This is a genomic window from Ferrovibrio sp. (assembly GCF_029255545.1).
In the GTDB taxonomy this organism is placed as follows: domain Bacteria; phylum Pseudomonadota; class Alphaproteobacteria; order Ferrovibrionales; family Ferrovibrionaceae; genus Ferrovibrio.
In genome coordinates, this window is sequence record NZ_JANLJJ010000065.1 from 5,979 (window position 1) to 22,859 (window position 16,881).

General features: G+C 66.1%; 18 protein-coding genes and 1 pseudogene. 10 read left to right on the top strand and 9 right to left on the bottom strand.

Annotation, left to right across the window (positions count from 1 at the left end; all coding sequences use genetic code 11):
* Both Q1J79_RS21115 and Q1J79_RS12920 read left to right on the top strand, forming a co-directional pair.
* Positions 1-68, top strand: a pseudogene (locus tag Q1J79_RS21115) (recombination protein RecR); the annotation flags it as partial.
* A 101-nt stretch (positions 69-169) separates the two neighbouring features.
* Positions 170-958 carry a hypothetical protein gene (locus Q1J79_RS12920; protein WP_300300994.1) on the top strand — a complete coding sequence of 263 codons (789 nt, stop codon included), beginning with the start codon at positions 170-172 and terminating at the stop codon, positions 956-958.
* On the opposite strand, the gene gloB is transcribed toward Q1J79_RS12920, so the two are convergent.
* Positions 948-1,721, bottom strand: coding sequence for a hydroxyacylglutathione hydrolase (gene gloB, locus Q1J79_RS12925; RefSeq protein ID WP_300300996.1), 774 nt, complete (start codon positions 1,719-1,721; stop codon positions 948-950). The genes Q1J79_RS12920 and gloB overlap by 11 nt on opposite strands.
* A gap of 45 nt (positions 1,722-1,766) precedes the next feature.
* Here gloB and Q1J79_RS12930 point away from each other — a divergent pair, with 45 nt between their 5' ends.
* Entirely contained in the window at positions 1,767-2,534 is a 768-nt protein-coding gene (locus Q1J79_RS12930) for a methyltransferase domain-containing protein (RefSeq protein ID WP_300300997.1), read from the top strand.
* Positions 2,535-2,555: 21 nt separating this feature from the next.
* On the opposite strand, the gene metW is transcribed toward Q1J79_RS12930, so the two are convergent.
* Both metW and Q1J79_RS12940 read right to left on the bottom strand, forming a co-directional pair.
* A complete protein-coding gene (gene metW, locus Q1J79_RS12935; RefSeq protein ID WP_300300999.1) occupies positions 2,556-3,197 on the bottom strand; it encodes a methionine biosynthesis protein MetW in 642 nt (213 codons plus the stop codon).
* Positions 3,194-4,369: a homoserine O-acetyltransferase gene (locus tag Q1J79_RS12940; protein WP_300301001.1), complete on the bottom strand. Its 1,176-nt coding sequence runs from the start codon at positions 4,367-4,369 to the stop codon at positions 3,194-3,196. Before Q1J79_RS12940 ends, metW begins: the two co-directional genes overlap by 4 nt.
* Before the next feature lie 204 nt (positions 4,370-4,573).
* On the opposite strand from Q1J79_RS12940, the gene pheA reads away from it, so the two are divergent.
* The 3 genes from pheA to Q1J79_RS12955 are packed head-to-tail and all read left to right on the top strand — an operon-like array spanning position 4,574 to position 7,489.
* Positions 4,574-5,440 carry a chorismate mutase gene (gene pheA / locus Q1J79_RS12945; RefSeq protein WP_300301003.1) on the top strand — a complete coding sequence of 289 codons (867 nt, stop codon included), beginning with the start codon at positions 4,574-4,576 and terminating at the stop codon, positions 5,438-5,440.
* Positions 5,441-5,468: 28 nt separating this feature from the next.
* The gene (gene hisC / locus Q1J79_RS12950) at positions 5,469-6,557 is read left to right on the top strand and encodes a histidinol-phosphate transaminase (protein ID WP_300301005.1); all 1,089 of its coding nucleotides are present in this window, start codon (positions 5,469-5,471) and stop codon (positions 6,555-6,557) included.
* Positions 6,554-7,489 (top strand): prephenate/arogenate dehydrogenase family protein, encoded by a 936-nt coding sequence (locus Q1J79_RS12955; RefSeq protein WP_300301050.1) that lies wholly within the window; start codon positions 6,554-6,556, stop codon positions 7,487-7,489. The genes hisC and Q1J79_RS12955 overlap by 4 nt, the downstream gene beginning before the upstream one ends.
* A 111-nt stretch (positions 7,490-7,600) precedes the next feature.
* Here Q1J79_RS12955 and Q1J79_RS12960 read toward each other — a convergent pair whose 3' ends face one another.
* Positions 7,601-8,620 (bottom strand): DUF2125 domain-containing protein, encoded by a 1,020-nt coding sequence (locus tag Q1J79_RS12960; protein ID WP_300301007.1) that lies wholly within the window; start codon positions 8,618-8,620, stop codon positions 7,601-7,603.
* Positions 8,621-8,733: 113 nt separating this feature from the next.
* On the opposite strand from Q1J79_RS12960, the gene Q1J79_RS12965 reads away from it, so the two are divergent.
* Together Q1J79_RS12965 and Q1J79_RS12970 are read left to right on the top strand one after the other, a co-directional pair.
* Positions 8,734-9,645, top strand: coding sequence for a DMT family transporter (locus tag Q1J79_RS12965; RefSeq protein ID WP_300301009.1), 912 nt, complete (start codon positions 8,734-8,736; stop codon positions 9,643-9,645).
* Between the two features lie 10 nt (positions 9,646-9,655).
* Positions 9,656-10,276: a gamma-glutamylcyclotransferase gene (locus tag Q1J79_RS12970; protein ID WP_300301012.1), complete on the top strand. Its 621-nt coding sequence runs from the start codon at positions 9,656-9,658 to the stop codon at positions 10,274-10,276.
* Between the two features lie 102 nt (positions 10,277-10,378).
* Here Q1J79_RS12970 and Q1J79_RS12975 read toward each other — a convergent pair whose 3' ends face one another.
* The 3 genes from Q1J79_RS12975 to Q1J79_RS12985 are packed head-to-tail and all read right to left on the bottom strand — an operon-like array spanning position 10,379 to position 15,001.
* Positions 10,379-11,917: a class I adenylate-forming enzyme family protein gene (locus Q1J79_RS12975; RefSeq protein ID WP_300301014.1), complete on the bottom strand. Its 1,539-nt coding sequence runs from the start codon at positions 11,915-11,917 to the stop codon at positions 10,379-10,381.
* A 1-nt stretch (position 11,918) separates the two neighbouring features.
* Positions 11,919-12,581: an HAD-IA family hydrolase gene (locus Q1J79_RS12980; protein WP_300301016.1), complete on the bottom strand. Its 663-nt coding sequence runs from the start codon at positions 12,579-12,581 to the stop codon at positions 11,919-11,921.
* A 59-nt stretch (positions 12,582-12,640) separates the two neighbouring features.
* Positions 12,641-15,001, bottom strand: coding sequence for an adenosylcobalamin-dependent ribonucleoside-diphosphate reductase (locus Q1J79_RS12985; RefSeq protein WP_300301019.1), 2,361 nt, complete (start codon positions 14,999-15,001; stop codon positions 12,641-12,643).
* A 330-nt stretch (positions 15,002-15,331) separates the two neighbouring features.
* On the opposite strand from Q1J79_RS12985, the gene Q1J79_RS12990 reads away from it, so the two are divergent.
* On the top strand, positions 15,332-15,610 hold the full coding sequence (locus Q1J79_RS12990; RefSeq protein WP_300301022.1) for a type II toxin-antitoxin system RelE/ParE family toxin: 279 nt from the start codon (positions 15,332-15,334) through the stop codon (positions 15,608-15,610).
* 11 nt (positions 15,611-15,621) lie between these two features.
* The gene (locus Q1J79_RS12995) at positions 15,622-15,912 is read left to right on the top strand and encodes a HigA family addiction module antitoxin (protein WP_300301024.1); all 291 of its coding nucleotides are present in this window, start codon (positions 15,622-15,624) and stop codon (positions 15,910-15,912) included.
* Here Q1J79_RS12995 and Q1J79_RS13000 read toward each other — a convergent pair.
* Entirely contained in the window at positions 15,909-16,640 is a 732-nt protein-coding gene (locus Q1J79_RS13000; RefSeq protein ID WP_300301026.1) for a 1-acyl-sn-glycerol-3-phosphate acyltransferase, read from the bottom strand. The genes Q1J79_RS12995 and Q1J79_RS13000 overlap by 4 nt on opposite strands.
* The coding region (locus Q1J79_RS13005) for a hypothetical protein (RefSeq protein ID WP_300301028.1) at positions 16,637-16,881 on the bottom strand (245 nt) is incomplete at its 5' end. The genes Q1J79_RS13005 and Q1J79_RS13000, both read right to left, overlap by 4 nt.

Sequence of the window (16,881 nt, forward strand, 5' to 3'; positions counted from 1 at the left end):
GCGGCGAACTCGACTATCTCGACGACGGCACCCTGGGCGCCGCGCTGAAGGCGCGACGGCCGCTCTGAAGACCAACACATAAATCGTCAAGCCCGGGCATGACGTATGAGAATGCCCCGCACTACTATCGTATTCCGCCGCGCCGTTGCGCTGGGCTACACTGGGCGGAATGATTCGCCCGTTCGTCATCGCCGGCCTGGTTCTGCTGGGCCTGTCTTCGCCCGTTCACGCGGTCGACCTGCGGCTGGGCTACATCAACCAGGATGCCAGCCCCTATCTTGCCGGCAACGGCACGGCCATTCCGGCGCGGCCCGGCATCGCGGTCGAACTGGTGCAGCGCGCGGTCGAGCGCCTCGGCGGTCGGCTGGTTCTCACCCGCCTGCCGGCGCGCCGCATGGCCGAGGAGGTCAAGGCCGGGCAGCAGGACGGCATTCTCGGTTTCCGCTATTCCGCCGGGCGCGCCCGCGACCTGGTCTTCCCCATGCGCAACGGTCAGCCCGATGCCACCCGCTACGCCGCCCGCCTGGCCCATTCGCTTTACCGCCGGCAGGGCAGTGCCATCACCTGGGATGGCCGGCATGTCGGAGGCCTCACCACGCCGATTGCGGTCAGCGGCACGCAGCTGGTGGCCGACGCGCTGCTGGCCCAGGGCGTGGAGATCATCCGCATCGAAGGCAGCGGCCAGATGTTTGGCATGCTGGCGCTGGGTCGCGTCGATGCCGTGGTGACCCTCGACATCATCGGCGACCGCCAAATGATGGAGCAGACTGTGATACAGGCGGGGGCCCGCATCGAAAAGGTGATGCCGCCGGTGCTGATCGAGGATTTCCACGTGCCGCTTGGCCGCGCCTTCCATGCGGCCAACCGCGACTTTGCCGAACGGCTGTGGGCCATGATCGGCGAGCTGCGCGACGCCACCTATGCCGAGCTGACGCCGGTCTACGTCGCTAGCCCCTGAACGTATCCTTGCGCTTGCGCGTCTCGGCGAACACCGTCACGTCGTCGGCCGCCATCATGCCCAGGGTCGCGCGCAGGTTTTCGCTCATCGGGCGCAGGAAGGGATTGGTCGCCTTTTCCTCGCCCAACAGCGACGGCACGGTCGGCTGGCCTTTTGCCCGCGCCGCCCTGATGGCATCATACCGCGCGTTCAGCGCCGCGTTGCCGGGCTCGACGGTGACGGCGAAGCGGGCATTGGATTCGGTATATTCATGGGCGCAGTAGATCCGCGTGTCGTCGGGCAGCGCGGCGAGCCTGCTCAGGGATTGCCACATCTGCGCCGGCGTACCCTCGAACAGCCTTCCGCAGCCCAGCGCGAACAGCGTGTCGCCGCAGAACAGCGCCTTCGATCCGGCGAACCAGAAGGCGATATGGCCCTTCGTGTGGCCTGGCACGTCGAAGATTCGGGCTTCCTCGCCGCCCAGACTCCACGTCTCGCCATCGGCCAGTTGCACGTCGATCCCGGGGATGCGGTCGGCATCGGCCTGGGGCCCCACGATCTGGCAGCCGGTGGCGGCTTTCAGCGCCAGGTTGCCGCCGACATGGTCGGGGTGATGATGGGTGTTGAGGATATGGCTCAGCCGCCAGCCGCGTTTTTCCAGCGTGGCCAGCACCGGCTCATGCACGGCGGGGTCGACCACGCCGGTGGCGCCCGTCGCCGGGTCATGCGCTAGGTAGACGTAATTGTCGCTGAGCACGGGAATCTGCACGATTTCGAGAGGCATGGCGTCATTCTCAACAGGGGCGGCGGAAGCTGCTAATATAGCGCGATGCTGCGCCCCGACATCATCGATCTGCGCGAATTCTACGCCAACCCGCTGGGTCGCGCGGTGCGCCGCCTGCTGCGGCCGAAACTGCGCGCCTTCTGGCCCGATGTGCATGGCCTGACGGTGCTTGGCCTTGGCTATGCCACGCCTTACCTGCGCATCTTCGAGGGCGAGGCCGAGCGGGTGATCGCCGCCATGCCGGGGCCGCAGGGCGTGGTGCGCTGGCCGCGCGGCCTGCCCGGCCGCGTCATGCTGGTGGACGAGGACGACCTGCCGCTGCCCGATGCCAGCGTGGATCGCCTGCTGCTGATGCATGCGCTGGAGAATTCGGAAAACACGCGGGCGCTTCTGCGCGAGGTGTGGCGCGTGCTGACCCCGCAGGGCCGTCTGCTGGCCGTGGTGCCGAACCGGCGCGGCCTGTGGGCGCATATCGAGGCCACGCCGTTTGGCCAGGGCCACCCCTATACGCCGCCGCAGCTCACGCGGCTGATGCGCGATGCGATGTTCTCGCCCACCCAGTCGCAGGCCGCATTGTGGCTGCCGCCGTCCGACCGCGCCTTCGTGATCCGGGCGGTGAATGCCTGGGAGAAGACCGGCGAAATCCTGTGGAGCCGCTTCTCCGGCGTGCTGCTGGTGGAGGCCGAGAAGCAGGTCTATGCCGCCGCCCCGGTGAAGGCCGTGAAGCAGAAGCAGCGCGCCTTTGTGCTCAATCCCGCAAGCCCCGCCCGCAGTTTCCGCAAGCGCGACGGCTCAGGCCCCGCGTCGGCGTAACACATTTACAGCCCGCACCGCCTATCGGCGGTGCAAGACGTAGACAGCCTGCGCGCCGAACCAGTTCGCCGCCGCGCCCTGCAGCTTCCAGCCATTGCGGTTGCCATGGCCGTCCACCGCGATGCGTTGCTCGACGATGAAGCCGTCGCGGGCGCACAGCTCGTCGAAATCCTGGATGGTGCAGAGATGGATGTTCTGCGTCTCGTACCACGGATCGTCCAGCGCCGCCGTCATCGGCATGCGACCGCCGAACATCAGCTGCAGCCGCACCCGCCAGTAGGCGAAATTGGGAAACGACACGATGGCGCGCCGGCCGATGCGCAGCATCTCGTGCAGCACCTTGCGCGGATTGCGCGTGGCCTGCAGGGTCAGGCTCAGCACCACGTAGTCGAAGGCGGCATCGGGATAATCGGGTAGGTCGGTATCGGCATCGCCCTGGATTACGCTCAGGCCGCGCGCCACGCAGGCATTCACGCCGCTCTGGCGGATCTCGATCCCCCTGCCATCCACCTGCTTCTCGTGCGCCAGGTATTCCAGCAGCGATCCGTCGCCGCAGCCGACATCCAGCAGGCGGCTTTGCGGCGCCACCATCTCGGCGATCATCAGCAGGTCGCGGCGGATGTCCTTGTGTGCGACATCCTTGATCGGAGCGCTGTTGGTCATGTCTGGCTCCCGTTCAGACCGCGCTGCTCGGCGCAGCCATCGAGAAAACCCTTCAGCGTGGCGAACATCACCGGCTCGTCGAGCAGGAAGGCGTCGTGGCCCTTGTCGGTCTCGATCTCGACGAAGCTGACATTGGCCGCCGCCGCGTTCAACGCGCGCACGATCTCCTTGCTTTCCGAGGTCGGGAACAGCCAGTCGGAGGTGAAGGACACTACGCAGAAGCGCGTCTTCGTGCCCTGGAAGGCATTGGCGAGATTGCCGCCGGCCTGCGCCGCCAGGTCGAAATAATCCATCGCGCGGGTGATGTAGAGATAGGAATTGGCGTCGAATCGCTCGACGAAGCTCGATCCCTGGTGCAGCAGGTAGCTTTCCACCTGGAACTCGGTCTCGAAGCCATAGGTGATGCGTTCGCGGTTCTGCAGGTTGCGGCCGAACTTGCGGTGTAATGCTGCTTCCGACAGGTAGGTGATATGGGCGGCCATGCGCGCCACGGCCAGGCCGGCGCGCGGAATGGTGTCGTGGTCGAAATAATCGCCCTGGTGCCATTGCGGATCGGCATAGATCGCCTGGCGGCCGACCTCGTGGAAGGCGATGTTCTGCGCCGAATGTTTGGCGGCGCAGGCGATCGGAATCGCCGAGAAGACGCGCTCGGGATAACTCGCCGCCCATTGCAGCACCTGCATGCCGCCCATCGAGCCGCCGATCACGCAGAACAGCTGGTGGATGCCCAGATGGTCCAGCAGCATGGCCTGGGCATTCACCATGTCGCGAATGGTGATGACGGGAAAGCGCAGGCCATAGGGTTTGCCCGTGGCCGGGTCGGTCTCGGCCGGGCCGGACGAGCCCATGCAGCCGCCCAGCACATTGGCGCAGATCACGAAGAATCGATCGGTATCGATGATCTTGCCCGGGCCCACGGCGGTCAGCCACCAGCCCGGCTTGCCGGTCACCGGATGGGTGTTGGCGACATGCTGGTCCATGGTCAGGGCATGGCAGATCAGGATCGCGTTCGACTTCTCGGCATTCAGGTGGCCATAGGTCGTATAGGCGATCTGGTAGGGGCCGAGATCCAGCCCGCAATCGAGCTTGAGCGGCAGGGTTTCGCCTAACGTGACCCGGTGGCCGGGGCCGACGGGATCGTGGCTGGACAGGGGGGGGAGTGCGGCACTCATGGCAGGCAGCCGGGATATCCTACAGGGCTTGGAGCGGGGATTTCCGCCAGCCCTGACGGGTGTGGCGAAGCCCGGCCGGGACCCTGTCCGGCGCGGGCCCCCGTGCTTAGTGACCCCCGCCGATGGTGTCAATGTTTTCTTTGCTTTTCAGGGGCGAAGCTCTTAAGACTATGCGGTTTTTCAGCCCCCGGTATCCTGTTTCCCATGAGTGACCATATCCCGAGCCTGGCCGATCTGCGGCGCGAGATCGACGTGCTGGACGACCAGATCCTGGATCTGCTGCGCCGGCGCGCCGAGGCCGTGCAGCGCGTCGCCACCGCCAAGCAGGCGACGGGTGACGGTTTCCTGCGGCCCAGCCGCGAGGCCCAGATCATCCGCCACCTGATCGCCCGCCATCGCGGCGCCCTGCCGGCCGCGTCCGTGTCGCGCATCTGGCGCGAGATGATCGCCGCCCTCTATCCCCTGCAGGCGAATGCCGTGAAGGTGGCGGTGCATGCCCCCAACAAATCGGCCGCCCGCTGGGACCTGGCGCGCGACTGGTACGGTTCCACCACGCCGCTGCAGCTCTGCACCACCGCCAACGCGGTGATGCGCGCGATCTCGGCCCAGCCGGCCGCCATCGGCGTGATGGCCCAGCCGGAAGACGGCGAGAAGGAAAGCTGGTGGCCGCAGCTCGCCTCGCGTTCGCCCGGCACGCCTCGCGTGATCGCGCGCCTGCCCTTCGTGCCCAATCCCCATGGCCGGCTGGCCGAGCTGGATGCCTATGTGATCGCCAATGCGCCGCCCGAGGATTCGGGCGAGGATCGCAGCCTGCTGGTGCTGACCATGACCGAGTCCGCGCCCAGCATCGCGCGGATTTCCGCCCTGCTGGCCCAGGTGGGTCTCGAAGGCCGGGTGCTGGCCCAGCATCGGCGCGGCGAGGATGGCGCCCGCGTGCTGCTGGAAAGCGACGGGTTCATGGCGGCCGACGATGCCCGGCTGGCCGCGCTGATTGCCGCCGACCCGAAACTGATCGACGATGCGGTGGTGATCGGCGCCTATGCCGTGCCGCTGCCCGCCGATCCGGCGTAAGACTGATTTCGACCAAGGAGTGCCTGCCGTGACCGCGCCGAAGCCGCAACCCGGAATTCTCGATATCGCGCCCTACAAGGGCGGCGAAGGCAAAGTGCCCGGCGTGACGAAGGTGCACAAGCTGTCGTCGAACGAAACGCCGATGGGGCCCAGCCCGAAGGCGATGGCGGTGTTCCAGCAGATGGCGACCGAGCTGCACCGCTATCCCGACGGCGCGGTGGATGCGTTGCGCCAGGCGCTGGCGAAGCATTACGGCATCCCGGCCGACAACATCGTGTGCTCGAACGGCTCGGACGAGATGATCTCGCTGATCTGCGCCGCCTATGTCGGCCCGGGCGACGAGGTGATCTATTCGCAATACGGCTTCATGATGTATCCGATCGCCACCCAGGCGCGCGGCGCGACGCCGGTGAAGGCGGCGGAAAAGAACTTCACCGCCGATGTGGATGCGATCCTGGCCGCCGTCACGCCGAAGACGCGGCTGGTATTCCTCACCAACCCGAACAACCCCACCGGCACGTATATCCCGGCCGCCGAGCTGCGCCGCCTGCGCGCCGGCCTGCCGGCCCATGTGCTGCTGGTGATCGACGCGGCTTATGCCGAATATGTCAGCCGCAACGACTATTCCAACGGCATGGAGCTGGTGGCCGGCTCCGACAACACGATGGTGCTGCGCACCTTCTCCAAGATCTACGGCCTGGCCGCTTTGCGGCTGGGCTGGGCCTATGCGCCGGCCAACGTGATCGACGTGCTCAACCGCGTGCGCGGCCCGTTCAACGTCAATGCCGCGGCCCAGGCCGCCGGCGTCGCCGCCCTGGAAGACACCGCCTGGGTCGAGAAGGCCCGCGCCCATAACGATGCCGAACTGGCGCGCGTCACCGCCGCGTTGCAGAAACTCGGCATCGAAATCCTGCCCAGCGTGGCGAATTTCCTGCTGATGCGTTTCCCCGGCGGGCCCGAGCAGGTCAAGGCGGCCGATGCCGCCCTGCGCCAACGCGGCCTGATCCTGCGCGGCATGGGCGGTTATGGCCTGAACGATGCCCTGCGCCTGTCCATCGGCACGGTCGAGGAAGACGACATGGTGATCGCGGCCCTCACCGACGTGATGAAAGGCTGAACGCGGTGTTCGATCGTCTCGCCATCATCGGCATCGGCCTGATCGGCTCGTCGATCGCGCGCGCCGCGCGCGAGCATGGTCTGGCGAAGCATATCGCGATTGCCGATGCCAGCGAAACGCACCGCAAACAGGCGCAAGACCTGAAGCTGGGCGACAGCGTGCATAACGATGCGGCCGAGGCCGTGAAGGATGCCGATCTGGTGCTGCTCTGCGTGCCGCTGGGTGCCAATGCCGCGGTCGCCGCCCATATCGGCGCGGCGCTCAAAAAAGGCGCCATCGTTTCCGATGTCGGCTCGTGCAAGCAGGCGGTGATCCGCGATGTGGCGCCGCATCTGCCCGAAGGCGTGCATCTGGTGCCGGGCCATCCGGTGGCGGGCACCGAGCATTCCGGCCCGCAGGCCGGTTTCGCCGCGCTGTTCCAGAACCGCTGGTGCATCCTCACGCCCGAGGCCGGCACGGACGCCGCCGCCGTGGAGAAGGTGAAGGCCTTCTGGGCCGCCATCGGCAGCAAGGTCGAGATCATGGAGCCGCGCCATCACGACCTGGTGCTGGCGATCACCAGCCATGTGCCGCACCTGATCGCCTACAACATCGTCGGCACCGCTGACGACCTGGAGACCGTGACGGAATCGGAAGTGATCAAGTATTCTGCCGGCGGTTTCCGCGATTTCACCCGCATCGCCGCCTCCGACCCCACCATGTGGCGCGACGTCTTCCTCAACAACAGGGAAGCGGTGCTGGAAATGCTCGGCCGCTTCACCGAGGACCTGATCGCCCTGCAACGCGCGATCCGCTGGGGCGAGGGCGACGCTTTGTTCGACCTGTTCACCCGCACCCGCGCCATCCGCCGCGCCATCATCGATGCCGGCCAGGAAACCGCCGCGCCCGATTTCGGCCGCGGCGCCGGTGCGAAGGGCGACGCCCAGTCCTGATTACAAAATGGGGCCCCGGGTCGAGCCCGGGGTGACGGAAGAAAAGTCCAGGCGCTTATTCCACCATCGTCATGCCGGGCTTGACCCGGCATCCCATTTTTTCTGGTGGCCTTATTGCACTGGCACCGCCAGCACCGGCGCCAGAGTGAACAGGGCCACCGGGCCGAGGAACAGTTTGCCGTCTTGCGCGGTCAGCGGCACCGGCAGATAGGGTTCACCCTTCGCATCCCGCTTGGTCACCAGCGTCAGGGCGGCCTTGGCCGCCGTCGCCTCGTTTGGCTTCATCCTGCCGGCGGCCACCAGCGCGTCGATGCCGATGGTGGCATTGCGGATCTGGCCGCCCATGGCGCCGAGCGGGCGGAATTGCCTGTCCACGGTGAGCGAGCCGTCGCCATCCAGCATCATGCCGCCCCAATGCAGGCTCACGGTCTGCAGGTCGATCACGCCGCCGCCATCGCGCCACGAGGCCAGCAGGGCTTCCGGGCTGTTGCCATAGGCGGCGCCGCGCGCGGTGCCGATCAGTTTCAGCTGCGCGATCTGCCGGCCCAGCGGTCCCTCGGCGCTGTCGGGCAGCTGGATGTTTTCCGCCTGCAGCGACAGGTCGGCGCTGGGCGGCTGGTTGCCGGCGCGGCGGCCATGCAGCAGCAGCTTGTCGGCCGTCCAGCCGTTCAGCGCCGCGCCGGAAAACTGCGGCCTGGCGATATCGGCGGCGAAGCGCAGGGCCGTGTTGGTGCTGTCCAGCACCAGGCTGGCGCGGAAACGCTCGGCCGCCAGGTCAAGCCGCTTGTCCTGGCCCGCTTCGCGCCAGACCAGGCGCTGCCGGCCCGGCAGCTCGAAGATCACGTGATGCCGATCCCAGAATTGCAGATGCGCGGTGATCTCGTCGGCGGCGATCTGCCAGCCGAACGGACTCTGCGGATCGCGCCAGCGTGGCCGCTCGATGGTCAGCGACAGCCGGTAGGGAAAACCCCAGAGCCGCAGGCCGGCATGCTCCACCTCGCGGCCCAGGCGTTTCTGGACCTCGATCCAGGCGTTGGCCTGGGCCGCCACCTGGTCGGCCAGGTGCGACCACAGGACGTAATAGCCGAGCAGGGCGCCGACGATCAGGCCGGCCAGGACGATATAGCGCATGGCGAGGATATAGCAGGCCCTCCCGGCCTTCTCCAGCTTGCCAACAGCCTCTGCTTGCCATAGCTGGTCATTAAACCGATAGTGCCATGAACAATCCGTCGCCTCCCGCCGTTATGTCCTCTTCGACTGTCACCAAACCCGCTTCCTTGCAGACCTGGGCCATCGCTGCCATGCCGGGCCTGTTCGTGCTGCTGTGGTCCACCGGCTTCATCGGCGCCAAGCTCGGCCTGCCCTATGCCGAGCCGATGACCTTCCTGGTGCTGCGCTTCGCCATCGTCACCGTTCTGCTCTGCATCTTCGCGGGCCTGAGCGGCGCGCCCTGGCCGCGGGACTGGGCCATGGCCGGCCATATCGCGGTGGCGGGCCTGCTGCTGCACGGCGTCTATCTCGGCGGCGTCTTCGCCTCGATCTTCCATGGCGTGCCGGCCGGCATCTCGGCGCTGATCGTCGGCATCCAGCCGTTATTGGTGGCCGCCGCCGCCGGCCCGGTGCTGGGCGAACGCGTCACGGCCAGGCAATGGCTCGGCTTAGGCCTGGGCCTGAGCGGCGTGGTGCTGGTGGTCTGGACCAAGCTGGATATCGGCGTCGGCACCGCCTGGGGCTACGCACTCTCGGGCATCGCGCTGCTCGGCATCACCACCGGCACGCTGTACCAGAAGAAATCCTGCCCCGCCATCGACCTGCGTTCGGGCACGGCGATCCAGTTCGCCGCCACCACGGTTGCCCTGGTACCCTTTGCGCTGCTGTTCGAAACCCGGCAGGTGCAATGGAGCGGCGAATTCCTTTTTGCGCTCGGCTGGCTCTGCATCGTGCTCTCCCTGGGCGCCATCACGCTGCTGTTCATCCTGATCCGGCGCGGCGCGGCGGCCAGGGTCTCCAGCCTGTTCTTCCTGGTGCCGCCCTGCACGGCTTTGGTGGCCTATTTCCTGTTCGGCGAAAGCTTAAGCGCGCTGGCGCTCGTCGGCATGGCCGCCACCATGCTGGGCGTAGCTTTGGTCAACATCGCGCCCAAGACGAATACATGAACCCCAGCAAATGAACCGGCGCCATATTCCTTTCGACCACGAAGAGCCTTTGCCCGGCGAATTGGCGCCGCCGTTTCCCCAGATCATCCCTGAGAAGGGCCAGCCGCTCTGGGTGTTCGGCTACGGCTCGCTCATGTGGGACCCGGGTTTCCCGTTCACGAAGCAGATGACGGCGCGGCTCTGGGGTTACCATCGCGGTTTCTGCGTCTGGTCGCACCGTTATCGCGGCACGCCGGAGCGGCCCGGCCTGGTGCTGGGCCTGATGCCGGGCGGCTCCTGCACCGGCAAGGCCTTCCGCGTGAAGCGCGGCGACGAAACCGCCGTGATCGACTATCTCTATCGCCGCGAAATGGTCACCGGCGTCTACCGCCCGGGCTTCCATCTGGCGCAGATGGAAGACGGCACCAGGGTGAAGGTGCTGGCCTTCGTGGCCGATCCGCACCACAAGCAGTATGCAGGGTACTTAGGCGAGCAGCAGGTGATCGAGACCATCGCCTCCTGCTGCGGCGCGCGCGGCCCCAATGCGGTGTATCTGGCCAACACGGTGGCGCATCTGGACGAACTGGGCATCGGCGACGGCCCGCTGCATCACCTGCTGGCGGAAGTGAAAAAACGCTGTCCGGGGATTTGATCCCTACTGAAACCGTCATGCCCTGACTTGGTCCGGGCATCCACGAGTTTGTTTTTTCTGCGACAAAGACATGGATGGCCGGGTCAAGCCCGGCCATGACGGCTAGATTTTAGCCGCCACCTTGTATTCATCCCGCAATTCGCGCTTCAGCACCTTGCCGATCGCGCTGCGCGGCAGCAGGTCGCGGAATTCGATGCCTGAGATGCGCTGCATCTTGCCGAGCTTCCCGTTAGCCCAGGCGAGCAACTCCGGCGCGCCGATCTCAGCGCCCGGCGCCTTCACCACGAAGGCCACCGGCGTCTCGCCCCATTGTTCGCTCGGCACGCCCACCACGGCCACGTCGAACACGGCCGGGTGCTGACGCAGCACGGCTTCCAGGTCGCTGGGATAGATGTTGAAGCCGCCCGAGATGACCATGTCCTTGCGGCGGTCCATCAGCTGCAAAAAACCGTCCTCGTCGAAGCGGCCCAGGTCGCCGGTGCGGATAAAGCGTTTGCCGGTCTCGTCGAACCATTCGGCTTCCGCCGTCTTGCCCGGCTGCTTGTGGTAATTGGTCATGATGGCGCCGGAATGGCCGACGATCTCGCCGATCTCGCCCGGTTTCGCCGGTTTGCCGTCCTCGGTGATCAGGCGGATGTCGTGGCCTTCGGCCGGCCGGCCCACGGTATGCAGCTTGGTGGGGAATTCGTCGGCGATCAGGATGCAGGTGCCGCCGCCCTCGGTCATGCCGTAATACTCGATCAGCTTGCCGGGCCAGCGTTTCAGGATGTCGGCCTTCAGGGCCGCATTGAATGGCGCGGAGGTGCAGAACTTGGCGCGGAAAGCGCTCAGGTCATGTTTGTCGAAATCTGGATGCGCCATGATGCGCTGGTACTGCACCGGCACCAGCATCGTGTGCGTCACGCGGTGCTGCTGCGCCAGGTCCAGGTATTTCAAGGCGTCGAATTTCGCCATCAGGATCGCCGTGCCGCCGCCGGCCAGCGTCGGAAACAGACTGACCAGAGTGGTGTTGGAATACAGCGGCGTGGACAGCAGCGTGATGGCGGCGCGGTCATAGCCGTACATGTTGGCGCGCTGCATGTGCATCCAGCGCATGCCATGCGACTGCACGATGCCTTTGGGCGTGCCGGTCGTGCCCGAGGAATAGATGATGTTGAACGGCATCGCCGGCGTAATGCCCACCGGCGCCGGTTTTGTGCCCACCGGCGCCAGCCAGGTCTCGAAGGCGGGCGTATCCAGCCGGATGCGGCGCGGCAGCTGCGGCAGAACATCCTTCAGCGCCGTCTCGTTGTCGCCATCGAGGAACAGCAGCGCGGCATCGGCGTCGCTGGCCATGGCGACGATCTGCTCGGGCAGCGAGGAGGGCGCCAGCGGCGCCACCGCGAGGCCGGCGCGCAACGCGCCGAGATAGACCACCACGTAATCGTTGCGCGAATAACTGACGATGTTGACGCTGTGTTTTGCCCCGTCGCGCTGCAACGCCGCCGCGACACGGTTGGCGCGGGCGTCGAGCTGGCCGTAGGTCAGCAGGCCTTCCGCGTCGACCAGCGCCGGATGGTCCGGCCGCTCGGTCGCATGGGCGGCGACCAGCCCGGAGAGCGTGCCGAATTCGGAGTTGAGAATGTCGTCGGCTCTGCTCATCTCACAGCTCCATGCCAATGATCGCGCCCAGCTCGGCCAGGGCCCTGTCCGGGTCTTCCACCTTGATGGTGCGCATGCCCATGGCGGCGGCGGGTTTCAGGTTGATGCCGAGATCGTCGAGGAACACGGCCTCAACCGGCTGGATGTCCAGCAGGGCGCAGGCGCGTTCGTAGAAGGCGGGCTCGGGCTTGCGCACGCCCACCTTGCTCGACTCCACCACCACGTCGAACAGCTGCATCACCCCGGCCACGGCCGCGGCCTTTTCCGGGCTCACCGCCATCGCCGGCCCGTGGCCCAGCGGCATGTTGTTGGTCAGGCAGGCGATGCGGAACCGCGTCTTCACGGTTCTGAGTGCCGCCACCATGCGCGGCCGCACCTCGCCCGAGACCAGCTTCAGCACCTCGCGGCCGTGCACGTCATGGCCCAGGGCCTTCGCTTCCGCCGCGAAGAGATCGCCGAAGGTCGCGGCATCCACCTCGCCGCGCTCGAAGCGCGCCCAGGCATTGGCATGCGGGTTGATCGAGTTGACCCGGCGCAGGAAATCGCGCGGCAGGCCGCGGGCCTCTTCATAGCGGCGGAAGGCCTCGAAGGGCGAGGTGAGGATCACCCCGCCGAAATCCCATAACACCGCCCGGATGGACGGCTGTGCCTGATCGGAACTCATGCGGCCTGCGCGGTGCGTTTCCCTAGCGGCAACGCCTTACGCGCGCGTAAAGCCCTGCCTTATCCGCACTTACTATAGCCGCAGGAGGTGCAGGTATCGCAACCCTCGGAGCGGATCAGGCCGGGCTGGCCGCATTTCGGACATTGCCGCAGACCGGATAAGGGTTTCGGCGTTTCCGCGTTGGCGGCCAGCGCCAGCACGGCTTTTTCCTCGCGCTGGGCATGGGGATCGGCCATGAAGCCGATCTCGATCAGGTGGCGTTCGATCACCTCGCCGATGGCCGCCAGCAGCGAGGGCACGTAGCGCCCGCCCATCCAGTGGCCGCCGCGCGGATCGAACACGGCCTTCAGCTCCTCCACCACGAAGCTGACGTCGCCGCCGCGCCGGAACACCGCCGACATCATGCGGGTCAGCGCCACGGTCCAGGCATAGTGTTCGGTGTTCTTCGAGTTGATGAACACCTCGAAGGGGCGCACGCGGCCATCCTGGATGATGTCGTTCAGCGTGATGTACATCGCGTGCTCGGAGTCCGGCCAGGTGATCTTGTAGGTGCGGCCGGGCAGGGCCTCGGGCCGGTCCAGCGGCTTGGTCATGTAGACCACGCCGCCAGCGGATAATGGATCGCGCGAACGGCTTTCCACCGGCCGCAATTCGGCCGGGCGCATGGCGGAGCCAAGCGGCAGTTCGGCCTGCTGGGCGGCCTCGGCCGGCTTTTTCTTGTCGTCCTTCTTCACGCTCAGCACCGAGCCGGTGATGTCGTTCGGGCGATAGGTGGTGCAGCCCTTGCAGCCCTGCTCGTAGGCCATCGCGTAGACGTCCTTGAAGCTATCGAAATCGATGTCTTCGGGCACGTTGATGGTCTTGGAGATCGAGCTGTCGATGTATTTCTGCACGGCGGCCTGCACGCGCACATGGTCGGCGGGCGACAGGTCCTGCGCCGTCACGAAAGCCTCGGTCAGCGGCGCGTTGTCGCCCTTCAGCTGGCGATAGAGGCGATAGGCATAATCGCTCACCTCTTCCTGCTGGCGGCTGCCATCGGGCAGCAGCACGCTGCGGGTATAGGTGAAGCTGAAGACCGGCTCCAGGCCCGACGAGATGTTGTCGGCGAACAGCGAGATCGTGCCGGTCGGCGCGATCGAGGTGAGCAGCGCGTTGCGGATGCCATGCTGCGCGATGGCAGCCCGCACGTCTTCGTCCAGTTCGCGGATGCTCTCGCCATTCAGGTAGGCATCCCGGTCGAACAGCGGGAAGGCGCCTTTTTCCTTCGCCAGCTCAACAGACGTGAGATAGGCCACCCGCTGCAGCCGCTTCATCCAGGTTTCGATCAGTTTGATCGAGGCGGCCGAGCCATACCGCGCGCCCACCATGATCAGGGCATCGGCCAGGCCGGTAACGCCCAGCCCGATGCGGCGCTTGGCCTGGGCCTCGTGCTGCTGCTGCTCCAGCGGAAAGCGCGACACGTCGATGGTGTTGTCCATCATGCGCACGGCGCTGCGCACCAGCCGCTCCAGCGCCGCGATATCCAGCTCGGCCTCGGCCTCGAAGGGCTGTTTCACCAGCCGCGCCAGGTTGATCGAGCCCAGCAAACAGGCGCCGTAAGGCGGCAAGGGCTGCTCGCCGCAGGGATTGGTGGCGGCGATGGTCTCGCAATAGGCCAGGTTGTTGCGGCGGTTGATGCGGTCGATGAAGATCACGCCGGGCTCGGCGAAGGCATAGGTCGCCCGCATGATCTTGTCCCACAATTCGCGGGCCTGCACGGTGCGATAGGCGGTGCCGTTGAATTTCAGTTCCCAGGGCAGATTCTGCTTCACGGCCGCCATGAAGGCATCGGTCACCAGCACCGACAGGTTGAACATGCGCAGCCGGCCCGCCTCGCGCTTGGCCTCGATGAAGGCTTCGATATCCGGGTGGTCGCAGCGCAGCGTCGCCATCATGGCGCCGCGCCGGCTGCCGGCCGACATGATGGTGCGGCACATGGCGTCCCACACATCCATGAAACTGAGCGGCCCCGAGGCATCGGCGCCCACGCCCTTCACCGGCGCGCCGCGTGGCCGCAACGTCGAGAAGTCATAGCCGATGCCGCCGCCCTGCTGCATGGTCAGCGCTGCTTCCTTCAAATGCTCGAAGATGCCGCCCATGTCGTCGGGGATCGTGCCCATGACGAAGCAGTTGAACAAAGTCACGTTGCGCCCGGTGCCGGCGCCGGCCACGATGCGGCCGGCCGGCAGGAAACGGAAATCCTCCAGCGCCTCGAAAAAATCCGGCTCCCACTGGGCCGGATTTTTCTCCGGCGCGGCCAGGGCCCTGGCGATGCGGCGCCAGGTATCGGGGATGGCAAGGTCGAGCGGATTCCCGTCCGGGCCTTTCAGCCGGTACTTCATGTCCCAGATTTGCTGCGAAATCGGCGCGATCGGCGACATACGGAATCCTGTGAAAAAAGCAGACGGAAAAAAGCAGACGGAAAGCGGCGCCGATGGCTTCAAAACGGCCGGCGCCGCAGCTCTTTGACTCTATCGCCCGGGGGGTGAGAGTCCAGCGTAATGTTCTCTTAATGTTTCTACAGATTGATCAACCGGCAGGCAGGGCACAATATCTTGTGAAGTCTGGAGAATCCGGCTTATCCCCGTGATCCGCACACAGGTCTTTTGCAGTTATCCCAGGTTATGCACAGGCCGGATTAGATCGTGCATGCCGGGTTAGTCCGCATAGTGTATCTATACGCGATACGCAAAGCCCGCTATCCTGCCGCCATGATCGTCGGTTTCCGGCACAAGGGCCTGGAGCTTCTCTTCCGCACGGGATCGACGCGCGGCGTGCAGGCGGCCCATGCGCCCAAGCTGTCGCGCATCCTCGCCGCACTTGATGTGGCGGCGGGCAGTGAAGACCTCAACCTGCCGGCGTTCAGGTCGCACCCGCTCAAGGGCAAGCTGAAAGGCCACTGGTCGATCTGGGTGAACGGCAACTGGCGCGTGACCTTCCGCTTCATCGGCACCGATGTCGAACTGGTCGATTACCAGGATTATCATTGAAGGAGGCGGCCATGATGAAACACCACCCCCATCCCGGCCTGCTGCTGCGCGAGGATGTGCTTGAACCGCTCGGCCTGCAGGTGAAGCAGGCGGCCGACCGCCTCGGCATGTCGCGCGTGGCGCTGTCGCGGGTGCTGAACGGCCGCGCCGGCATCAGTCCCGATCTTGCGATCCGGCTGGAAAAGGCCGGCGTCAGCACCGCGCGGTTCTGGATGGCTTTGCAGGCCAATTACGATCTGGCCCAGGCGCAGAAGCGCAAGCAGCCGCCGGTGAAGGCGTTGCAGCCGAAAGCGGCGGCTTAAGTCTTCAGCTTCGCCCGCGTCTCCGCTTCCAGCGCCGCCTGCGCGGTTTCGATCTCGGTTTCCAGCCGCGCCATGAATGTCTCGCGGTCCAGTCCCGCTGGTATCGCGGGCAAAAAGCGCATCACGATGGTGCCGGCCGGGCGCTTCAGGCCATGCTTGGGCCAGAAGAAGCCGGAATTGAGCGCCACCGGCACGACGGGAATCTTCAGATCGCGATAGAGCGCCGCCACGCCGGGCTGGTAGGCGTGCGGCTGGCCGGGCAGGGTGCGCGTGCCCTGCGGGAAGATGATCAGCTTGCGCCCTTCAGCCGCCGCGTCACGCGCGCTTTTCAGCATGGATTTAAGCGCCTTGGCGCCGCCGGCGCGATCCACCGCGATCATGCCCTGGACGCGGCAGAGCGCGCCGTAGATCGGAATTTTCAGCAATTCCTGCTTCATCACGATGGCCGGGCCACGAAACAGCGCCAGCACGATGGCGGTGTCCCACAGCGACTGGTGCTTGGACGCGATCAGCGCGGCGCCCTGCGGGATATGCTCAACGCCCTCGATGCGATAGGTGATGCCGGCGATGCGCCTGAGCAGCCAGTTGATGCTATCCGACCAGAATTTGCCGATGGCGAAGATCTGCGCGCGGTTGCCGAGAATAAGCGGGATCAGGCTGTAAAGCGCGATCAGCGTGCTCCAGGCCAGGAAGGCGATCTGGAAGAGCAGTCCGCGCAGCCCGCTCATTCGGTCGCCTTGGGTTCAGGTGTCTTCGGTTCAGGCGCCGCTGGTTCCGCCGCTTTCGGTTCCTCTGGCTCCGTTGCCGGTGCTGGTGCGGGCGTCTCGGGGGCTTCCGGCTTCGCTTCTGGCGATGCCTTGCGCACCGTGCTTTCGGCGCCGCTGGCGGCCACCGTCTCGGCCAGCATGGTGTCCAGATGCGCGCGCAGCAGGGCGGCGGCGTATTTGGTGTATTCGCCGAGCAGGAACA

Coding starts and splice junctions, on each gene's coding strand:
- Q1J79_RS12920 (WP_300300994.1), top strand. CDS start 170: ATGATTCGCCCGTTCGTCATCGCCGGCCTGGTTCTGCTGGGCCTGTCT.
- gloB (WP_300300996.1), bottom strand. CDS start 1,721: ATGCCTCTCGAAATCGTGCAGATTCCCGTGCTCAGCGACAATTACGTC.
- Q1J79_RS12930 (WP_300300997.1), top strand. CDS start 1,767: ATGCTGCGCCCCGACATCATCGATCTGCGCGAATTCTACGCCAACCCG.
- metW (WP_300300999.1), bottom strand. CDS start 3,197: ATGACCAACAGCGCTCCGATCAAGGATGTCGCACACAAGGACATCCGC.
- Q1J79_RS12940 (WP_300301001.1), bottom strand. CDS start 4,369: ATGAGTGCCGCACTCCCCCCCCTGTCCAGCCACGATCCCGTCGGCCCC.
- pheA (WP_300301003.1), top strand. CDS start 4,574: ATGAGTGACCATATCCCGAGCCTGGCCGATCTGCGGCGCGAGATCGAC.
- Q1J79_RS12960 (WP_300301007.1), bottom strand. CDS start 8,620: ATGCGCTATATCGTCCTGGCCGGCCTGATCGTCGGCGCCCTGCTCGGC.
- Q1J79_RS12965 (WP_300301009.1), top strand. CDS start 8,734: ATGTCCTCTTCGACTGTCACCAAACCCGCTTCCTTGCAGACCTGGGCC.
- Q1J79_RS12970 (WP_300301012.1), top strand. CDS start 9,656: ATGAACCGGCGCCATATTCCTTTCGACCACGAAGAGCCTTTGCCCGGC.
- Q1J79_RS12975 (WP_300301014.1), bottom strand. CDS start 11,917: ATGAGCAGAGCCGACGACATTCTCAACTCCGAATTCGGCACGCTCTCC.
- Q1J79_RS12980 (WP_300301016.1), bottom strand. CDS start 12,581: ATGAGTTCCGATCAGGCACAGCCGTCCATCCGGGCGGTGTTATGGGAT.
- Q1J79_RS12985 (WP_300301019.1), bottom strand. CDS start 15,001: ATGTCGCCGATCGCGCCGATTTCGCAGCAAATCTGGGACATGAAGTAC.
- Q1J79_RS12990 (WP_300301022.1), top strand. CDS start 15,332: ATGATCGTCGGTTTCCGGCACAAGGGCCTGGAGCTTCTCTTCCGCACG.
- Q1J79_RS12995 (WP_300301024.1), top strand. CDS start 15,622: ATGATGAAACACCACCCCCATCCCGGCCTGCTGCTGCGCGAGGATGTG.
- Q1J79_RS13000 (WP_300301026.1), bottom strand. CDS start 16,640: ATGAGCGGGCTGCGCGGACTGCTCTTCCAGATCGCCTTCCTGGCCTGG.